The 13,690-nt window shown below is 67.0% G+C and carries 15 protein-coding genes; 9 read left to right on the top strand and 6 right to left on the bottom strand.

Going from position 1 to position 13,690, the window contains the following annotated elements; all coding sequences use genetic code 11:
* Nucleotides 1–5 precede the first annotated feature (5 nt).
* From ABKA17_RS43950 to ABKA17_RS43940, 3 genes are read left to right on the top strand one after another with little or no spacing between them, the layout of a single operon-like run.
* On the top strand, nucleotides 6–401 hold the full coding sequence (locus ABKA17_RS43950; protein ID WP_353698045.1) for a hypothetical protein: 396 nt from the start codon (nucleotides 6–8) through the stop codon (nucleotides 399–401).
* On the top strand, nucleotides 398–1,048 hold the full coding sequence (locus ABKA17_RS43945) for a hypothetical protein (protein WP_353698044.1): 651 nt from the start codon (nucleotides 398–400) through the stop codon (nucleotides 1,046–1,048). The genes ABKA17_RS43950 and ABKA17_RS43945 overlap by 4 nt, the downstream gene beginning before the upstream one ends.
* On the top strand, nucleotides 1,045–1,572 hold the full coding sequence (locus tag ABKA17_RS43940; RefSeq protein ID WP_353698043.1) for a hypothetical protein: 528 nt from the start codon (nucleotides 1,045–1,047) through the stop codon (nucleotides 1,570–1,572). The genes ABKA17_RS43945 and ABKA17_RS43940 overlap by 4 nt, the downstream gene beginning before the upstream one ends.
* Nucleotides 1,573–1,659: 87 nt before the next feature.
* On the opposite strand, the gene ABKA17_RS43935 is transcribed toward ABKA17_RS43940, so the two are convergent.
* Both ABKA17_RS43935 and ABKA17_RS43930 read right to left on the bottom strand, forming a co-directional pair.
* Nucleotides 1,660–2,763: a ParB/RepB/Spo0J family partition protein gene (locus tag ABKA17_RS43935; RefSeq protein WP_353698042.1), complete on the bottom strand. Its 1,104-nt coding sequence runs from the start codon at nucleotides 2,761–2,763 to the stop codon at nucleotides 1,660–1,662.
* On the bottom strand, nucleotides 2,760–4,043 hold the full coding sequence (locus tag ABKA17_RS43930; protein ID WP_353698041.1) for a ParA family protein: 1,284 nt from the start codon (nucleotides 4,041–4,043) through the stop codon (nucleotides 2,760–2,762). The genes ABKA17_RS43935 and ABKA17_RS43930 overlap by 4 nt, the downstream gene beginning before the upstream one ends.
* A 502-nt stretch (nucleotides 4,044–4,545) precedes the next feature.
* Between ABKA17_RS43930 and ABKA17_RS43925 the strand changes: the two genes are divergently transcribed.
* Together ABKA17_RS43925 and ku are read left to right on the top strand one after the other, a co-directional pair.
* Nucleotides 4,546–5,715: a pentapeptide repeat-containing protein gene (locus ABKA17_RS43925; RefSeq protein WP_353698040.1), complete on the top strand. Its 1,170-nt coding sequence runs from the start codon at nucleotides 4,546–4,548 to the stop codon at nucleotides 5,713–5,715.
* Between the two features lie 429 nt (nucleotides 5,716–6,144).
* On the top strand, nucleotides 6,145–7,047 hold the full coding sequence (gene ku / locus ABKA17_RS43920; RefSeq protein WP_353698039.1) for a non-homologous end joining protein Ku: 903 nt from the start codon (nucleotides 6,145–6,147) through the stop codon (nucleotides 7,045–7,047).
* Nucleotides 7,048–7,203: 156 nt separating this feature from the next.
* Here the strand turns inward: ku and ABKA17_RS43915 are convergent, their stop codons facing one another.
* The 3 genes from ABKA17_RS43915 to ABKA17_RS43905 all read right to left on the bottom strand — a co-directional run bounded on the left by ABKA17_RS43915 (nucleotide 7,204) and on the right by ABKA17_RS43905 (nucleotide 8,168).
* Complete coding sequence (locus ABKA17_RS43915) at nucleotides 7,204–7,413, bottom strand: DUF6207 family protein (RefSeq protein ID WP_353698038.1); 210 nt, start codon at nucleotides 7,411–7,413, stop codon at nucleotides 7,204–7,206.
* An 89-nt stretch (nucleotides 7,414–7,502) separates the two neighbouring features.
* Nucleotides 7,503–7,709 (bottom strand): hypothetical protein, encoded by a 207-nt coding sequence (locus ABKA17_RS43910; protein ID WP_353698037.1) that lies wholly within the window; start codon nucleotides 7,707–7,709, stop codon nucleotides 7,503–7,505.
* Between the two features lie 78 nt (nucleotides 7,710–7,787).
* On the bottom strand, nucleotides 7,788–8,168 hold the full coding sequence (locus ABKA17_RS43905; RefSeq protein WP_353698036.1) for a DUF6233 domain-containing protein: 381 nt from the start codon (nucleotides 8,166–8,168) through the stop codon (nucleotides 7,788–7,790).
* 88 nt (nucleotides 8,169–8,256) lie between these two features.
* Between ABKA17_RS43905 and ABKA17_RS43900 the strand changes: the two genes are divergently transcribed.
* The 3 genes from ABKA17_RS43900 (at nucleotide 8,257) to ABKA17_RS43890 (ending at nucleotide 10,721) form a co-directional block, all read left to right on the top strand.
* Complete coding sequence (locus ABKA17_RS43900) at nucleotides 8,257–9,267, top strand: DNA polymerase Y family protein (protein ID WP_353698035.1); 1,011 nt, start codon at nucleotides 8,257–8,259, stop codon at nucleotides 9,265–9,267.
* Between the two features lie 36 nt (nucleotides 9,268–9,303).
* The gene (locus ABKA17_RS43895) at nucleotides 9,304–9,960 is read left to right on the top strand and encodes a DUF6292 family protein (protein ID WP_353698034.1); all 657 of its coding nucleotides are present in this window, start codon (nucleotides 9,304–9,306) and stop codon (nucleotides 9,958–9,960) included.
* A 338-nt stretch (nucleotides 9,961–10,298) separates the two neighbouring features.
* Nucleotides 10,299–10,721 carry a DUF732 domain-containing protein gene (locus ABKA17_RS43890; protein WP_353698033.1) on the top strand — a complete coding sequence of 141 codons (423 nt, stop codon included), beginning with the start codon at nucleotides 10,299–10,301 and terminating at the stop codon, nucleotides 10,719–10,721.
* 183 nt (nucleotides 10,722–10,904) lie between these two features.
* Here ABKA17_RS43890 and ABKA17_RS43885 read toward each other — a convergent pair whose 3' ends face one another.
* Nucleotides 10,905–11,900, bottom strand: a complete 996-nt coding sequence (locus ABKA17_RS43885) for an ATP-dependent DNA ligase (protein ID WP_353698032.1) — start codon at nucleotides 11,898–11,900, stop codon at nucleotides 10,905–10,907.
* 792 nt (nucleotides 11,901–12,692) lie between these two features.
* On the opposite strand from ABKA17_RS43885, the gene ABKA17_RS43880 reads away from it, so the two are divergent.
* Nucleotides 12,693–13,181: a hypothetical protein gene (locus ABKA17_RS43880; RefSeq protein ID WP_353698031.1), complete on the top strand. Its 489-nt coding sequence runs from the start codon at nucleotides 12,693–12,695 to the stop codon at nucleotides 13,179–13,181.
* Nucleotides 13,182–13,690: the final 509 nt, after the last annotated feature.

Below are 13,690 nucleotides of genomic sequence, written 5' to 3'. Positions count from 1 at the left end.
CCCCTGTGCACGCCACCACCGATGCCCTGCCACCGTCCCAAGCAGCAGGGCAGCTCATCGCCGCGCACCCCCACCTGTCCGTGGCCTCGGTCGACGTCGCCGACGTCCCCGGCCTCGGACCAACTGCCCTGATCCAGGTCGCCGACCTGCCCGCCCTGCGGGCCTGGGCGCGCGCCCTGCACATCACTGCCCGCAGCACGGGCGCCAGCGCCTACGGCAGCGACGACCCCCACCACATCCCCGGCCTGCCCGAGTGGATGTGGTGGCGGCTGACCTACCTCGACACCACCGTCGCTGACTGCCCCGTCCGGCTCTGGACGCTCGACACCACCGAACACCCCCGCGCCACGGCCGTGTTCCTCGCCGCCAGCGCTCACACCCCCAAGGAGCCCGTCCGATGACCCGACTGTTCCGCCGGTGCGGCCACGCGCCCGGCGCCCTCTCCATCGAGGACCAGGCCGTCGTCGACGCGTTCCGTGCGCTGCTGACCGCCCGCAAGAACCCGCAGCCCTGGATGCCCGGCAGCGGCCACGACATCGCAATCCGAGTAGGCCCGTTCGTCGAGCGCGCCCACCCCATCCCCGGGGATGACCACGGCCCCGACGTCATCTCCGTGACCCTGGTCCACCCCGACACCCCCCACGTGCCCTATGCCGACCGCTACACCAGCAAGGGCTGGCTGCGCTGCGAGACGTCAACCATCCTCGGCACCTGGAACCCCGCCTACCGGATGCTCACCCACGCAGCAGCCGGCCTGGACCTCCCCGACGACATCGCCATGCCACAAGCCCACTACGCCATCCACATCGCCCGCTACCCGCACGGCGAGTTCGGACAGCTCCTCCTCCGGATCGGCCCCTACACCCAGTGCCATCACACCGAACGCGACGCCGACCGCCTCAACGCCCTGCTGGAAAGGGGCAACACCGGGGCCGTGGCCAAGACGACGCTGTTCGTCGTCAGCGACCACGAGAGCTACGCCGATCCGTACACGACCGACGTCGCCGCCCTCACGGCGGCCGCCATCGCCCGGGAGGCGTCGGTATGACCACGGCCCTGTACGAGATCGAGACCAGCGAAGCCGACGACGGCACCACTGTCCCCGCTGAAGCCATCTGGACCCCCAGCAGTGAGGATGCGGCCGACTACGGGTTCATCTCCCACGGCGGGCTGTACGTCGCCGGCCTCGGAGCTCCGACCGACGGCAGCCTGTACCCGGACAGGTTCGTTCTCCTTGGACACCACCGGAGGGCGCGCCTCATCAAGGCCGCCGCCGCGTACATGGACCGCGTCCACGCCTGGCGGTCCCTGTACCTCTACCCGGGCGACGACCCCTCGGTACTCATCCCCCGTATCCCGCGCGCAGTCCACACGCACGGCGTCGTCTTACGGCACCCGCACCCGGACCATCCGTGCGGCTGCGAGTGGGACGACACCTGGCGCCTGGTCTGGGCACCGCCCACTGAGCCGGGCGCCGTCCCGATCACCGCCATGCGGCACCCCGCCGCACCGGCAACCACCAACATCCCCAACCCCGACGACGAAGGCGCGCCCGCCACCTGGGCACCCTGACGCACACGACGGAGCATGACGAAGGCCCGTACTCCCGCGAACGTTGCGGGGGTACGGGCCTTCTTTGCGTTTCAGGCCGTTCCTGCGTCAGACCGGCCGCTGCTCGTGCTGGGCCAGCTCGCTCAGCAGCGCACGGTAAGCGTCGGGATGCTGCTCCCGAAGCGTCCCCAGCACCACGTTGGCGAACTGGACGAAGACGGCGGGCTCCATCTTCCTGTGCAGGTGCATGGCGAGGAACGGAGCATCGTCATATGGCAGCTGACGGGGAGACGTGTCTCCTCGCTGCGTGGACGTGCGCGGCTCGGGGATCGCCTCCGGGGTCTGCTCAGCTCCAGCCTCAGCTGCAGGGGACTGGGGTGCGGGCTGGGCCGGTGTCACCACATCCGGCTGCGTTACCGTTTCGTGATTATTCACGCCGTGAACACCGGAGGCGCCCGACACCTGTCCTGCTGGCCTATGCCGCTCCTTGGCCTTCCGCTTTGCCTCCTCCGCCCGCTGGTCCGCCTTCTCCTTCTGAGCGGCCGGTGACAGCCTGCCGAGGTTGCGTACATGCTCCGCTGTCCGCGCTCCCGTCATCAGATCCTTCTGAAGCTCTGGAACGAGCTTGAGGAGCGAGAGCTTGCTGGAGAGGGTCGCCTTGGCGATACCCAGCCGCTTGGAGGCTGTGGCCTGGCTGCCGTAGTACTCCACGAGCTGCTGAAGGGCGTGTGCCTCTTCGAGTTCCGTCAGCCCCTCGCGGTGATAGTTCGCGATGAAGGCGGTCTCGAGCAAGGCCGTGTCGGTGCTGACACGGGCGTCGTCGACCCGGACAGGAATCGTCGCTAGTCCGACCCGGCGAGCGGCCTCAAGACGCCGGTGACCATCGACGACAACGTACTGAGCGCCGTCGTCCAAATCGTCCGCGCGGTCCGGACGGTCCCGGAGGTAGGCGTCAACCGTGGCGACCACGATCGGCAGGATGACACCGAGCTCGTTGACCGACGCCACGGTCTCATCGAGATTGCGGAGATGGTTGCGGTGGTTGTCGGGGTTGTTGCTGATCTGCGGGACAGGCAGGTCCGTGAGGTTCACGGTCGTGCTCTGCGAGCTGGCCCCGTGGATGGTCTTGTCGATGGCAGTACGTCGGCTACTTCGAGCACCCGCAGCAGCACTGAAGGACGCCGAGCTGCCAAGCTGGTCCCTCTTGCTCACTTGCCAGCCCCCGCCACGATCAGCCGCATGAAATTGGCCTGCTTGCTCTCCGGCACGTAGCCCAGCAGCGGCCGCTTCAGACGGACGGTCTCCCTCTGTTCTTTCAGATCGTCCACGACCGCGATCACCTTCTGGTCCTGCATCTGGTGCCACTCCTCCAGGGAAGAGGTGGCGATGAAGCCGCGCCGGGAGTCGAAGAGATTCACGATGATGCCGAGATAGTCGATGCTCAGGCCGAGGTCCTCACACAGGGCTTCGATCTGGTCAACGAGCATCTCGTAGGCATCAGCCGAGCTGTCCTCGGACTGCACGGGGATGAGGACGCCGGAGCGGCCCTTCTTCTCGTTGGGCCGCCTGCGCGCGTAGTAGAGGCCGGCATCCATGGCCAGGCCCAGGCTGGGAGGACTGTCGAGAACGATCACGTCGTAGTCGGCCTCGATAGGGCGCAGGGCCTTCTCCAGCGCAGACTCCTTCTGGAAGCCCCGGGACTGCGCTGCCGACAGCGCCAGCTGCGAGTCCAGCAGGAACCCGTCAGACGCACCGGGCAGGACATGCAGGCGGCCCTGGAACCGCGGGTCGTCGATGGGGACGATGAGGTCCCTGAGCTCTCCCTTGGGCTGGCCCGCCATGTGTGTGATCAGGCTTTCGTCGCCAGCAGGGATGTGACGGACACCGAGCTGGTTGCTGAGGTGGTGTTGCGGGTCGTAGTCGACGAGCAACACCCGCTGGCCGCCGGCCGTGTACTCGGCCACAGAGGCAAGGAGCTGCTCGCGGGTCCGGTTGAGACGCTCCAGCTCGACATGCGTGAGCGAGGTGATGAAGTTCTGAAGGCACTTGGCGCCGATGCCATCGGCCTCGGCGTGTGCCTCGGCGACGCCGGCAGCAACAGTTGTCTTGCCGACCCCGCCCTTCTGATTGCACACGACGATCCGGCGCGGCTCCGAAGGCGCGGGCAGCTCCTTCGGTGAAGGGTTGCCGTCCAGCCAAGCGCGAATGCTCTGGGCGAGGCCTTGGATGAAGGACACGTCGCGGTCACCGCAGGTGGCCTTGAAGTCGTCGTACAAGCCAGCGGGAAGCCAGGTATTGAAGGACTTGGCGCCGGCAGTGTCGACGTCGGGCCCGGTCCAGCCGTCCGCACGCCACTGAGTGACGGCCGCGGTTGCGGCGTCCTGGATGTCCAGGGCGAGTTCGGCGCACCGGATCTTGAGTTCTTGGTGGAGTGCCGGAGGGAGCTTGGACGCCACCTTTTCCCGGTCACCTTCGGGGTATGGAGAGGCCATGGCGTCACCTTACTCACTCGCATGACTGGAGTGGCAGGTGGTGCGCGGTTTCTGACGCGGTTTCACTCGGCCGGAGGGTGTTCACGGCGTGAATTGTCACGAGAAGATAACGAGCCGGTGGGGATGCACTTCACGGCACCGAAACGGCTCAGCAGCAACAAGCGACTGCCTGTTGCTGCTGAGACGGGGATCTACGAACCCAGCGGGACCAGGCATCACACCCTTGGGGCCAACCGCCTATCCGCCTGAGCGGACCGCAAGCCCTGGGCTGTCCCAGCCCACACCGCAAAGATAGCGGCTACTCCTGCCCCCACCGCGCAGGGACACATCCGGCCCTGGAACGCGGAGCCAAGACCGTTTCACTCATGACGTCGCCGAGGCTGACGGCTGCAACTACAAGCCGCCAGAACGGCATGTACGGGGCATGAGACGAATGAACCCTGCGCGCAGCCTCCGGTGGCGAAGTAAGTTGCGCTGGCGCGACTGGCAGGCCGGGACCCGGTTGAAACGGCGCCGAGCCTGGGCCCGGCAGAAGCAACGCGCCCGGCGCTGGGGCATGGGCGTGCTGATCATGGCAGGAGCGCTGGTGCTGTTCGTAGTGCTGCCCTGGCTGATCTGGAAGGGTCCGTTCGAGATCGACAAGGATCATCTGGACGAAGCCAAGCTCAAAGATCAGTCCGGAGCGCTCGTGACCGGGCTGCGCACGGCTGTCGTGGCGTTCACCGCCGCGCTCGGTGCCGGCATCGCCCTGCTCTACACCGCCCGCACCTACCGCCTGACCCGACGCGGGCAGATAACCGACCGCTTCACCAAGGCCCTCGAACGCCTCGGTTCAGACGAGATCTACGTACGTATCGGCGGCATCCTCGCCCTCGAACAGATCGTTCAGGACGCCCCCGAACAAGCCGCCACCGACGCCGCCCGCGTCCTCGGGCACTTCATCCGCCACCACGCCCCCAGCTCCACACCCCCACCCCCACCCAGCAACCCCTACGCCCTGCCTCCCGACCCGCTCCCCACCGAACCAGCAGCCGACGTGCAGGCAGCCCTCACCGCCCTCACCCGCACCGAATCACGCACCCACGTCGACCCCCGCGAACAACTCGACCTTCACGGACTCCACCTAGCCGGCGCCCAACTCGCACAAGCCGACCTCACCCACGCCATCCTGCGCGGGGCGACGCTCACGCAGGCCGACCTGCGCGGGGCGACGCTCACGGAGGCCAACCTGTACGGGGCGACGCTCACGAAGGCCGACCTGTACGGGGCGACGCTCACGAAGGCCGACTTGCGCGAGGCGACGCTCACGCAGGCCGACCTGGACGAGGCGACGCTCACGAAGGCCAACCTGTTCGGGGCGGCGCTCACGGGGGCCATCCTGCGCGGGGCGGCGCTCACGGGGGCCATCCTGATCGAGGCGACGCTCACGAAGGCCATCCTGATCGAGGCGACGCTCACGAAGGCCAACCTGATCGAGGCGACGCTCACCGAGGCCGACCTGCGCGAGGCGACGCTCACGGGGGCCGACCTGTTCGGGGCCGACCTGCGCGGGGCCGACCTGTCGAGTGCATCAGGCCTGACCCCGAGGCAGGCGGCTCTGGCACAAACCAGCGAACGGGCCAAGATGCCCGCAAACTTTTATCCCTCAACTGGACCAGCTGCGGGTTCGTGAGACTGGGCGAGCGCGACATCGATGCTCTCGCGTGTGCACGCTAAACCGTCCCGAGAAAGGTGGTTCTCGGGACGGCCTCGGTCCCCACGACCCTGACCACGGGCCGGAGCCCTCCGGCCACGGGCCCGACCTTGGCTGGTCGGCGTTCTGGTGGATCCTGACGCCGGTGGTGGCGGGCTGTTGCTGCTCGGGTGCCGGGTGGCTGTGGTGCTTTTAGGCTGGTGTAGGGTCTCACCGCTCGTGGCACAGGCCGTGCCCGCCGACCTGCGGTTCTTCATCTGTCTCAGGTCGATGGCACAGCCGCTCAGTCTCACGAACCGTGGCCGGTTTCTCTGTTCGATGCCGCGTTCGATGCCAATATCGTGAGATTGTGCCGCGAGATTTGAGACCCCACAGCTGGGAGGGCTCGGGGCGTACTGGAGGTTTGCCATGCCCCGGACTATTTGGAGAGGTGCCGTCACGTTTGGCCTGGTCACGGTACCTGTGCACGTGGTGGGTGCTACCGAGAATCACTCCATCCAGTTCCACCAGTACCACCTTGAGGACATGGGGCGGGTGCGGGTGCGGAAGGTGTGTGAGCTGGAGGACCGCGAGGTCTCTCAGGCGGAGATCGGCAAGGGCTACGAGTACGCCAAGGACTTGGTCGTGCCGGTCACCGACGAGGACCTGCAATCTCTCCCGCTCCCCACGGCGAAGGCGATCGAGATCGCCGGGTTCGTGCCCCTCGACACGGTTGACCCGATCCGGATCGGCGAGGGCTACTACCTGGCCCCGGACGGGCAGGTCGCGGCGAAGCCTTACAAGCTCCTGGTGCAGGCTCTGGGCCGGTCGTCGAAGGTGGCTGTCGCGAAGTACGCCTGGTCCGGGAGGGAGCGCCTCGGACTGATCCGGGTCCGGGACGATGTGTTGGTGCTGCATGCGATGCGCTGGCCGGACGAGGTCCGTGATCCGGCCGCTGTCGACCCGCCCGACGAGGCGGTGTCGCAGGAGGAGATCGAGGGGGCGTTGGCGCTCATCGAGCGTATGACCCGTGAGGACCTCGAGGGCTCCGAGTTCACCGATGCCTACACCGACGCCCTGGCGAAGATCATCGAAGCGAAGCGGGAGGAGAAGCCCCTGCCCGACGTCCCGGAGCCGGAACAGCCGGGCAAGGTCCTCGATCTCATGGCCGCCCTGACCGAGTCCGTCCAGCAGGCGAAGGCATCCCGAGGCGAGGACGCCGACGTCCACGAACTACCGGCCAAGAAGACGTCGAAGAAGCAGCCGGCCAAGAGGACGACGGCGAAGAAGGCCACGAAGAAGACGGCCGCACGCCGCTCGCGCAGCGCCTGAGGACACCCTGTCCCAGGGGCGGAGCTCGCTCAGCGCCCTATGAACGACCGCCCTCACCGATGGTCAGAGCGCCTACGGCCGTGACCGTGCTGCCGCATCCCAGACCATGACCCCGACCATGGCTGGTCGGCGTGACGTGGCCGCCCGCCCGCAGCGCTACGAGTCGGGCTCCTGGCGCACGTCCAGGTAGCAGGTCAGCCGGACGCCGGGTTCGCCGGGTTCGCGGTGCGCGCGGTCCGATACGGCGGTTGCCCACTGTCCGGCGAGGGCCGCCTGGACGGCGAGTGCGGTTGCTGTGTCCGCGGCCGCGATTTCCACCACGGCCAGTCCCGGCTCCGCGATATGCGCTTCGTTGATCGCTCTCACACCAAGCACGACGTGCCGGGCTCGGTCGGGGTTCTCCCCTTCGGGCGACTTCACCCGACCGGGTACGGGCCGGGGTGTGGCGGGCGGGCTCAGGTACTGCGGGTGTTGGTGTAGCGCACGCGGGAGTCCCACTGGTCCTTCGCCGTGGCCATGCACCACTGACAGAGCGGTTCACCACCGCTGCCAAAACGATGGGTCTTCCGCTGACAGCTGGCGCACTGGCCGACGCGGTCGCCGGGGCAGACCAGCGCGGAGGGGTCCGGCTCGGAGATGGGCGGCGGGGGAGTGACGGGCATGGGGGCAGGTCCTGTTCCGGGTGATGGTGGTGAATCACCGCGAGCGCAGCTTAACGAGCAGGTGGTGCAGATGTTCGATCAGCGCGCCGCGGTGAGGGGTGAGGCCGGGCGGGCGGATAAGTCGCCGAGGATGTGCAGCCGGACGTCGGGCTGGCAGTGCGTGCAGCCGGGCAGGCCGGCGGCGAGGAGGCGGCGTGCTTCGTCGCGGTCGACGGGCCGGTGGCGCTTGCCGGTCATGTGGCAGTCGCCGGCGTGGACCTGGACAGGCGGGCGGCCGTCGCCGATGCCGAGTTCGACCAGCCACTCCGGCGGCTTCGGTCGGTTGCGCCGCCCGTGTTCGGCCTCGCGCTCGCGCTGCTGGACGGCGGCGATCTTGCGGTCGATGCGCTGGATCCAAAGCGCATGCCAGACACGCAAAGTCTCGAGACGATCTAGGTCGGAAGGGAGGTCATCGAACACATTTCTGATTCTAGGCCCATGATCCACGTTCGCGCCCTCGCGTGTTCGATTTTATGTTCGATAACGTGGGGTGTGGGAGGTGGCTGTGATGACCACGAGCGCGACGGTGCCGGACAAGGTGTCGACGATCATGCATGTGCGGTGCCCGGACCGGCTGGGGGAGACCACCTACCGGCAGGTCCTGGAGCTCATGTCGGGCCTGTCGCCGGTGGTGCAGGCCCTGCCGCCGACCGCGGCTCTGGTGGAGCTGAAGGGGGCGCTGCGCTACCACGGCTCCAGTGCCCGCTACCTGGGAGAGGTTCTGCGGGTGCGTGCCCTGTCGCGTCTGGGCGTCGATGTCCGTGTCGGGATAGGGCCGACGATCACTGTCGCGGCCACTGCCTCCGCCCAGATCCCTGCACCGGGCGGTGTCCTCGCCGTGGCCCCGGAGCAGATCACGGACTGGCTGGGACCGCTTCCGGTCGAGTCCCTGCACGGTATCGGCCCCCGCCAGGCGGCCGTGCTGCGCGACTACGGCATCCACTGCGTCGGCCTGCTCGCCGCCGTCCCGCCGGCCACGGTGCACCGTCTTCTGGGTGGCCGCGCCGGCCGGATCGCCGCCGACCGGGCCCGCGGCATCGACCCCCGCCCCGTCATCCCCCGCACCCTGCCCGCCGCTGCCACCGTCCGCTGTGCTTTCGACCGGCACGTCCTGGACGGCGCTGCCGTCCGCGCCGCCCTCCTCGACCTGGTGGTCCGGCTCGGTACGTTGCTGCGCGGCCGCGCCCAGGTGGCCCGCGCGGTCACCCTCACCCTCACCTTCGCCGGGGGCGGGCGCTGGGAGAGGACGAGGCGTCTGGTGGAGCCGTCCGCGCACGACGACGACCTGCGCATCCTGGCCTACCAGTTGATGGACGCGGCCGGCCTGCAGCGCGGCCGCCTGACCGGCCTCGTCCTCAAGGGCGAGGACCTCATCGGCGCCGACCAGGCCGCCGAGCAGATCAGTCTCGACGACGCCCGAGAAACCCGCCTGGTGGCCGAAGCCACCGTCGATGAGATCCGGGACAAGTTCGGCCCCCGCGTCATCGGCCCGGCCGCCGTCTTCCGCCGCGCCTCATGACCCCAACCGCTCCCGACGCTGATGGAGGTGAGGTCCGTGCTGCTTGAGCCGCCCGGATGGGAGGGCAGCCCCCAGGGTCTGCCGCACTGGCCCTATGTGCGGGCCGTCGATGATGCTCTGACCGCACGCGGTATCCCGCCGGGTTCGGTGCGGGCCGACGCCACCACCCGGGAGCGCGGCTTCACCACCTACATGTGGCTCACCTGGGACACGAGCCGCACCCGAGGCCAGCGCGGGATCCGCCTGCACTGGAAGGAACGCCTGGGCTGGTTCTACGCCCTGACCGGCATCAACTCCCAGGACGTCCTCCACTACACCGTCGCCCCCTTCCGCACCGTGTTCCCCAGACCGGAAGACATTGCTGAGGTCGCTGAGCACCTGGTGTGCTTTCGCCAGCTTCCCGATGTGGAGTACCGCACGGAGTGGGACGGAGCTGACGACGTACGCGCCGCCGGCCGTGACTTCCGCCGCCTGGTCCTCGGACTCACCCCGCTCGGGCACCAGGACGCAGCGACCGGGGCGGGGCCAAAAACCGGGGGAGGGGAGGGCGTGCAGCTGACGATCGACACGCGCGCCGACACCTACGAGCAGGCGATCGCGGCCGTCCAGGCCGCATACGGACGCAGCGAGGATGTCCTGGCGGGCCGCCTGCTTCCCGATCTGTCGCAGACGGCTGAGTCTCGGCGGGGCTGAGCGGAGAGACTCAGCCCCGAGTGCGCAGGGGTGCGCGGACACCCAGTGGATGTGCTGCCGGGGCGGCAGCAGGCTGTAGTCCAGGGTGCGTGACCTCGACCTTCTGGCAGCGCAGCATGATGTGAAGTGTTATCTGATACACACATATAAGGTGAGGAAATGGGTCAATTGCGACGCTATGCTGGTCGACCAGGCCGGGGATGCAATTCCCGAGTGGCTGCCTGATCAGCCGCCATCGCCGAAGGTCGCGACGGGCTGACCATGGCCATTCATGGCTGCCGTCTCATCCAGCGCCACCGGCTCGAACGCCGGCTTCCCGTATATGAGGGTGCATCGCCATGTCCCAGACCCGGTCCCGACGAATCGTCATCACTGTCGGCATGCTGCTCGGCATGCTGGCGCTTTCCTCCACGAGTGCACTCGCCCAGCCGACCACAAGCCACAGCACCACACCCGTGCCGGACGTATGCGGCCCGCCTGGGGCGCTGCCGGGCATCTTTCGATGCGAAAGCCAGATGACTCAGATCGATGGCGACTACTACTACAACCAGGATTTCATCAACAAGTTCCGGGCTCGCTTCCCCGACACGACGCTGGACAACAACCAAATCGCCCAGGGGGGCCACGGGGTCTGCCAGATCCTTAAGACGTACGGGCTGCGGCCGGTGGTCGAGGCCTTGGTGAACGCCGGATGGGGCGTCGAAGGGACGACCTGGGTGGTGGCCACAAGCCAGAACTTCTACTGCCCCTCGCTGCGCTAGTCGGACGGGCGCGGCCAGATTCCCGGGCTCTCGATACGAGAGCCCGGCCTTCTGTGTGTAGGGCATCGTCGAATCAATTCCGGCTACCGATCGCACTGTGACCACGGTTCCACTACGGAGAGCCCCGGCGGCTGCGGATGTCTTCACCCCCCGGGGCGCCACGCCATGCCACCCGCCAGCTGACTAGGGAGCCGTCCCGAACAGCGGCACGTCGTCCGATGTCCTGTCGATTCGGATACGGGTCAGCCGTACTGGGTGTCGCCACCGCCCTGCCTGGTCTCTGGCGACGTCCACGGCGACTTCGGCGACGGCTTCGGGCACGACCAGGTGCACCGACAGCTGCTCCCGCGAACCCCACCCCACACTGAACGTGCGCCCCGTCCAAGGATGGCCGGCCTCCCCGGCGTGCAGCTGGTCAGCGAGGGCGTGCCGGACGGCTGCGCCCAACGTCGTGGTGCGGCCGGTGTACCGCATGCGCCCCCTGTCGTCGTAGCGGCCCAACAGTGCCGTGGTGGGCGCTCGCAGGCTGCCGGTGACCGCGCCGACGATGGCCTCCGTGGTGTGCCGCGCCTTGTACTTGGTCCACCCTCGCCCGCCCGGCACATACCTGCCCGCCAGAGGCCGGAACACCAGACCCTCGATCCCGACGGCCGTGTAGTCGGCCAGCCATCCGGCCGCCTGCTTGGGGTCGGTGGTGGTCGGGCACAGCGACCACGGCGCCACCAGGCCCTCCTCGAGGAACAACGCCTCCAGCGCGCCGTACCGTTCGGCGAAAGCGCGCCCGGTCAGATCCGATCCGTTCAGGCGCAGCAGGTCGAACGCGACCAGGTGCGCCGGGAACTCCACGGCCGCGCGGGCCGCGACCGCGCCGCGGCGGTGTATGCGTTGTTGGAGACGCTCGAACGCGAGCCGGCCCGCCTCCCACACGATGAGCTCGCAGTCGATGGCCGTATCGTCCGGCAGCCGCCGGACCGCCTCCTCGATCTCCGGGAACGCCCGGGCCAGATCGCTGCCGTTACGGCTGCGGACGGCGACGCGGCCGTCTGCCCACCGGCCGGCCAGTGCACGGTAGCCGTCCCACTTGGGCTGTGCCGCCCACCCTGCAGGCAGTGCTGGGTTGTTGACCGGTACAGCGCGCATCGGATCGGGCAGCGCCCAGGTAGACGAAGACGCAGACATGTTCAACGACTTCCACCCTCACGAGGCATTTCCAGCACAAGCCCCCGGACGGCCGTATTGGGATGCTGCCCACCGACCGCGTATGCGTTTCTGAAGTTGCCAGCGCACAGCCCAGAACAGAAGACAATTGGGGCTGCCCAACTTAAGCCAGTAGAGCCTCACAAGACATGTCAGAAACCCGATTGCACGAGGAAGGCCTCCGTCCTCTCGGAGGCCTTCCTGAAGCCTTCTATGCCGCAGTCAGCAGATGCTCGAAGCAAACCTTGCACCTTGCTAAGGAATGACTGACGCTCCATCAAAAACGTGTCTGCGCCCACCAGAATCCACAGGAGACGATGACGCCTCCCGCTGTCGTAGCGGCACCGCGCACAAGGTAGAGCCCCGCTTCGTTGCGAACGCGCCTCAGCCTCCGAAGCCACTTGCCCTCAGAGCCTTCCGCAGGGGGCCTTGCCCCCTTACGCTCAAAGTCAGACACCAACTGCTCCTTCGTGAGTGGTTCTGTCATCCGCAGACGGCTCCCTTTGCCGAGGGAGCCGTCGCCGTTTCCGGCGACGGCTACGCCGTGTCCACCATCCGAGACAAAAGCCCGCCTCGTTGGTGCCGAGACACAACGAAAGCATCTAGAAACCCGTGTTGACCAGCGAAAATGACACTCTGTAAAAGAAAGTTTTCGCGTGTCTAAGTGTGTCTAAGCTGGATTCTAAGTGCGCCTTTCCGCGTTTACCTGACAGCAATGAGCGTTACAAATAGACTAAGCGGGTCCAAACGAGCCTCTGTTTGAGGAGCTGGAACGTGCCCCGTGCGCTGGTCATGCCGTCTGAAGAGGAACTGCCTGCGGGACCTCATCGAAAGTTCCTGGAAGAGCTACACCTCTACTACCGTGCGGCGGGCCGGCCTAAGCTGGCCCGCATTCTCCAAGTCATCCACGCCAGTGTGGATGCGCCACCAGGCGATGCTCCTGATATGCCGCCACAGATCAGCCGAGAGACTATTCGGAGAATTCTGAAAGGAAAAAGTCGCAGTGACTGGACAAAGGTCGAATTGCTCTTTGAGGCCTTTTGTGCCATCTCCAATCGCGATCCAGAAGCAGACCGGTGGGCCGAAGAATATTCAATCGACGAGGTCCAATCTCTACGAGATTGGATCCGCGAGCTATGGAGTAATGCGATGGATGAGGTAGAAATTCGGGGTTCGCTTCCAGCTCCTAGAAAGAAGCATAGTGAACCTTCTCCTTCCGTAGGCAATGGAGGATGGGGAAATGGGCAAGATCCGCCGTTCTAAGGGAGGGAAAAGTAGGGGTGGAGGTAGAAGTTGAGATTTTGACGCAGCTTATGGGACAGATAGGGGATGGGTGTTGAGACCAGAACTCATCCGTGTCTCGACTTTGACGCACATCGAGGCTCGTGACATTCCGTCAGTCTTGGAAGGCGCCTCCGCTTCGCCACGGGCCCTTCCCGGCTCAGTCGCGCGAGGACAGGGCGAGCCCCCTCACATCCCGTCACCCCTCCCTGTAGCTGCCGCACTTGCAGGAGTGGGGCGCGGAGCGCACCAGTCCTGCCGGAATCCGACGGAGTCGGATTCCCTGCCGGGCCACGGAGTGGACCGGCAGGCCGGAACGGAGTTCCGGCTCTTCCGGGCGAAGCCCGGAAACCGCCGCGTAGCGGCGGCTGATGTTGTGTGTTGTTGTGTCGGTGGGGTCTCGTCATTGAGTTGTCAGTGCTTGGGATGGTTTTTAGGCAGGCCAGGGCGGGTTCTTGTGGCTGACTCATGATGTGGCTCGGTTGCTGTCA

This window comes from Streptomyces sp. RG80 (genome assembly GCF_040446465.1).
Taxonomy (GTDB): domain Bacteria; phylum Actinomycetota; class Actinomycetes; order Streptomycetales; family Streptomycetaceae; genus Streptomyces.
The sequence above is the reverse complement of the archived record's forward strand: the minus strand, read 5'-3'. Positions and strand labels throughout refer to the sequence as shown.

Coding starts and splice junctions, on each gene's coding strand:
- ABKA17_RS43945 (WP_353698044.1), top strand. CDS start 398: ATGACCCGACTGTTCCGCCGGTGCGGCCACGCGCCCGGCGCCCTCTCC.
- ABKA17_RS43940 (WP_353698043.1), top strand. CDS start 1,045: ATGACCACGGCCCTGTACGAGATCGAGACCAGCGAAGCCGACGACGGC.
- ABKA17_RS43930 (WP_353698041.1), bottom strand. CDS start 4,043: ATGGCCTCTCCATACCCCGAAGGTGACCGGGAAAAGGTGGCGTCCAAG.
- ku (WP_353698039.1), top strand. CDS start 6,145: ATGCCCCGGACTATTTGGAGAGGTGCCGTCACGTTTGGCCTGGTCACG.
- ABKA17_RS43910 (WP_353698037.1), bottom strand. CDS start 7,709: ATGCCCGTCACTCCCCCGCCGCCCATCTCCGAGCCGGACCCCTCCGCG.
- ABKA17_RS43900 (WP_353698035.1), top strand. CDS start 8,257: ATGACCACGAGCGCGACGGTGCCGGACAAGGTGTCGACGATCATGCAT.
- ABKA17_RS43890 (WP_353698033.1), top strand. CDS start 10,299: ATGTCCCAGACCCGGTCCCGACGAATCGTCATCACTGTCGGCATGCTG.
- ABKA17_RS43885 (WP_353698032.1), bottom strand. CDS start 11,900: ATGTCTGCGTCTTCGTCTACCTGGGCGCTGCCCGATCCGATGCGCGCT.